At 71.5% G+C, this 3,935-nt stretch carries 4 protein-coding genes; 2 read left to right on the top strand and 2 right to left on the bottom strand.

Features of this window, described 5'->3' with window-relative positions; translation table 11 throughout:
- Positions 1–63: 63 nt before the first annotated feature.
- Positions 64–1,092 (bottom strand): sigma-70 family RNA polymerase sigma factor, encoded by a 1,029-nt coding sequence (locus ABZ914_RS48150; protein WP_500201326.1) that lies wholly within the window; start codon positions 1,090–1,092, stop codon positions 64–66.
- Positions 1,093–1,223: 131 nt separating this feature from the next.
- Here ABZ914_RS48150 and trxA point away from each other — a divergent pair, with 131 nt between their 5' ends.
- Both trxA and ABZ914_RS48160 read left to right on the top strand, forming a co-directional pair.
- Positions 1,224–1,577 (top strand): thioredoxin, encoded by a 354-nt coding sequence (gene trxA / locus ABZ914_RS48155; RefSeq protein ID WP_387020934.1) that lies wholly within the window; start codon positions 1,224–1,226, stop codon positions 1,575–1,577.
- A 167-nt stretch (positions 1,578–1,744) separates the two neighbouring features.
- Complete coding sequence (locus ABZ914_RS48160; RefSeq protein ID WP_500201327.1) at positions 1,745–2,584, top strand: putative RNA methyltransferase; 840 nt, start codon at positions 1,745–1,747, stop codon at positions 2,582–2,584.
- Here the strand turns inward: ABZ914_RS48160 and ABZ914_RS48165 are convergent.
- Positions 2,522–3,295: a hypothetical protein gene (locus ABZ914_RS48165; RefSeq protein ID WP_433136647.1), complete on the bottom strand. Its 774-nt coding sequence runs from the start codon at positions 3,293–3,295 to the stop codon at positions 2,522–2,524. The genes ABZ914_RS48160 and ABZ914_RS48165 overlap by 63 nt on opposite strands.
- Positions 3,296–3,935 lie beyond the last annotated feature (640 nt).

Raw genomic sequence — 3,935 nt, forward strand, 5'->3', positions numbered from 1 at the left:
CCTCATCGAGGCCGCCAGGCCGGCGGATCATGCACGATGTTCGGTTGTCCGGCCGAGGCGGGTTCAGGCCGCGCGGCTCCCCGCGCCGGCCCGTACGGGCTCCCGCGTCGCGTGCGGCGAGTGGGACGCATGGGGCGCGTTCGCCAGGGCGCGGCGCCCGCTCAGGTCCGTCTCGGTCGCCAGCTGGCGCAGCCGCCGCAGCGAACGGTCGGTGATCTGCCGCACCCGGTTGTGGCTCAGGCCGTACCGGGCGCCGATCTGCGCGTAGGACAGCGGCTGGCCGTTGTCCATCCCGAAACGGGCCCGCAGGATCGCCGACTCCCGCTCGGGCAGCCGGTCCAGCAGCCGTCCGAGGCCCTCCAGGTCGTCCAGCGCCAGGATCTCCGCCTCGGGCGTCACCGCCTCCGGGTCCTCCAGCAGATCGCCCATGGGCGTCTCGCCGGCGTCGTCGACGGTCGCGTCCAGGCTCGCCGGGTCGCGCCGCCAGCGCAGCAGCTCGTCGACGTGCTCGGGTTCGGCGCCCAGCGCCCCGGCGAGCTCGTCACGGGTCGGTTCGCGGCCGAGTTCGCGGCCGAGCTGCCGCTCGGCGCGCCGCAGCCGGGAAAGCTCCTCCTCCACGTGGACGGGCAGCCGGATCGTGCGGGCCGTGTGGCTGAGCCCGCGCCCGATCGCCTGCCTGATCCACCAGGTCGCGTATGTGGAGAACTTGAAGCCGCGCCGGTAGTCGAACTTCTCCACCGCGCGCATCAACCCCAGGTTCCCCTCTTGAATGAGGTCTATGAGGGGCAACGAGTCGGTCGGGTACTTCCGGGCGATCGAGACGACCAGCCGCAGGTTGGCCTCGACGAAGCGCTGCTTGGCGCGCAGCCCCGCCGCGACCAGGTCCTCCAGCTCCTCGCGGGACGCGCCCGCGGGCGTGCGTCCCTCCTCGAGCAGCTGTTCGGCGTACAGGCCCCCTTCGATCGCCTTGGCCAGATCGACCTCCTCCTGCGCGTCGAGCAGGGGAGTACGGCCGATCCGGTCGAGGTACGCTCCGACAAGATCCTTGTCGGTGACGTCGACCCTGTCGCCCTTGGTACGGGTTGCAGCCATCCTGACCCTTCTCCGGTGCGATCTCCCTATGAGGTCAACGCTAATTACCGTCCTGTGATTCCCGAGTGCGGAATACTGCGAGGCTGGCAGCCGCTCTACCGTCCTGATACCCCGGCAGAGGAGAAACCGACATGGCGACCGTCACACTCACCGCCGAGAACTTCGACGAGGTGGCCCAAGGGGACGGCATCGTGCTGGTCGACTTCTGGGCGGAGTGGTGCGGCCCGTGCAAGCGGTTCGCGCCCGTCTTCGAGAAGTCCGCGGGCAAGCACGACGACATCGTTTTCGGCAAGGTCGACACCGAGGCCCAGCCGGAGCTGTCCGAACGCTTCGGGATCGCCTCGATCCCCACGCTGATGGCCATCCGCGACGGAGTGATCGTCTTCGCGGAGCCGGGCGCGCTGCCGGAGTCCGTGCTGGAGAACGTGATCGAGCAGGTCCGGGCCCTCGACATGGAGGACGTCCGCCGCCGCGCCGACACCTGAGCCTCCGGGACGCCCCGTCGACCTCCCGGACGCCCCGTCGACCTCCGGGACGCCCCGTCCGCGCCGGGTTGCGGGCAGGGGACGGGCAGCCGTCGCGGGCGCGGCAGGATGGCAAAGATGCGCCCCGCGGCGCCCGCCGCGGCCCGCCGATGGACGATGATGGACGGATGCTCGCCGATGTCGTCCCGTACCTGGTGTGCCCCGTCTGCGGAGGGGATCTGGCGTTGGCGGAGCGGGGACTGCTCTGCGCGTCCGGGCACGCGTTCGACATCGCGCGGCAGGGCTACGCGAATCTGCTGCCGGGAAACGCGCGGCCCGGCACGGCGGACACGCCCGAGATGGTGCGGGCCCGCGCCGAGTTCCTCGGCGCCGGCCATTTCGACGTGCTCGCCGCGCGGTTGGCCGGGAGCGTCGGGAGATCGTTGGACGGGCATTGCCTGGTCCTGGACGCCGGCGCGGGCACCGGCCACTATCTGGCCCGCATCCTGGAACGGGCACCCGACGCGGCCGGCCTCGCCCTGGACATCTCCAAGCACGCCGCCCGCCGCGCAGCGAAAGCGCATCCGCGCGCCGGCGCGGTCGTCGCGGACCTGTGGCGTCCGCTTCCGGTGCGCGACGGCGCGGCGGCGACCGTCGTGAACGTGTTCGCCCCCCGCAACGCCGCCGAGTTCCACCGTGTCCTGAGCCCGGACGGTCTGCTCTTCACGGTGACGCCGTCGCCCCGGCATCTCGGCACCCTCGTGGAGTCGCTCGGGCTGCTGTCGATCGACGAGCGCAAGACCGAGCGGATGGACGCGGCCCTGGCCGGCTACTTCAAGTTCGATTCGCGGCAGCAGATCGAGGGCGAGGCCGTCCTCACGCATGAGGAGACCGCGACCCTCGTGGGCATGGGGCCCAGCGCGCATCACGTTCCGGCGGACCGGCTGTGGGAACGGCTCAGGCCGCTACCGGATCCGCTGCCAGTTCCGCTTTCCTTCGTGCTGTCGGTCTACCGCCGGCTCGAATAGCCGTCCGCGGGGACGGGCCGGTTCCTGTTGAGCGAGTTCGAGCAGCGCCTGGGGGATCTCACCGGGCGTGGTCACCTCCCGCACACCGGGGACGTCCGCGGCATCGAAGCTGAACGACGCCGACACCGAGCGTGCGGTACCGCTGAGCAGCACCCGCTGGAGGGCCTGCCCGGCGCGGAGCCACTCGGTGCGGCCGTCCCCGCCGGTGGTCAGGACGGCGCGCTGCGCGCCCCCGTCCGGGGAGGTCGGAAGCGGGTGGAGCGCCGCGCCCTCCAAGCGCGCCGCCTCTCGGAGCTCGTTGAGGACGTGCGCCGACGGGCGTTCACCGGCCGGCGATGCCGTGGCGGACAGCGGGCGGAGCGTGGCGGCGCAGAGCAGCCGCTCCTCCCGCGTCACCCGATGCCGTCCCGCGAGGCGGACGGTGGCGAGGAGCGCGGGGCGGGCCGCGTCGGGAAGCAGCCGCACCACGGCCTCGTGACCGAGCTGGGCGGCGGTGAGCCGCAGGTTCACCAGCGCGGCCCCGCTCGCCAGGTGCAGGGCCCGGCCCGCCGGATCGCGCAGCGGCCTGAACCTGTCGGGGTCGGCGTGCAGTTCGATGAGGCCCGCGGCGACCTTGAACCGCCAGGCGTGCACGTCATGGACCGTCGGTCCCATCGTCGCGGCGACCACCAGGCGCTCCGCCGAGGCGCGGACGGTTGCGGGGACACTCACGGGCGTTCCTCCTCACCTCGGCCGGCATCGGGGACCGGCCGAACCGGGGACCGGCCGCCGCTCCGCCGGAACGGCCGGACGGGCGAGCGACTCGGGACTGCGAACGGTACCGCACTGTGACCCGGTCCACTAAGGGTGGGAAAAGGGAGGTCAACGGGCCTGACGGGGATGGTCGGAAGGGGGTGGGGGCCGGGACCGGAGCGCTTTGATTTGACGGTCTTCCGGGGGCGTCCTAATCTCTCTCTCGCCCCCAGGGATGCGGGACGCCGAGAGGCGGATCGCCCCGGGGAACCAGGACTCGGAAAAACGGTTCGGGCATCGCCCGGGCTGATGTACGATGACTGGGTCAGCCCGAGACGGGATGCAGGACGCCGCAAGGTGGCCGGCCCGGAGGGCACCTCCCGATGAACGATCATGACGGACCTTCGGTCTGTCCGGTCGTGACGCGCGGAGGATCAGGAACTTCCTCGACCGTCGAAAAGATCTTCACCGGTCAGCTTGACACCGAGGATGAACCTGGTAAGTTAGAAGGGTTGCCCCGGAGCGGGCTCGCGGAAGCGGGTCCGGCGCGGTGGGTGTCCGTTTCTTGAGAACTCAACAGCGTGTTAAAAGCCAGTGCCTTTATCGACCTGGCCGGTTC

The organism is Spirillospora sp. NPDC046719, from assembly GCF_040645715.1.
Lineage (GTDB): Bacteria > Actinomycetota > Actinomycetes > Streptosporangiales > Streptosporangiaceae > Spirillospora.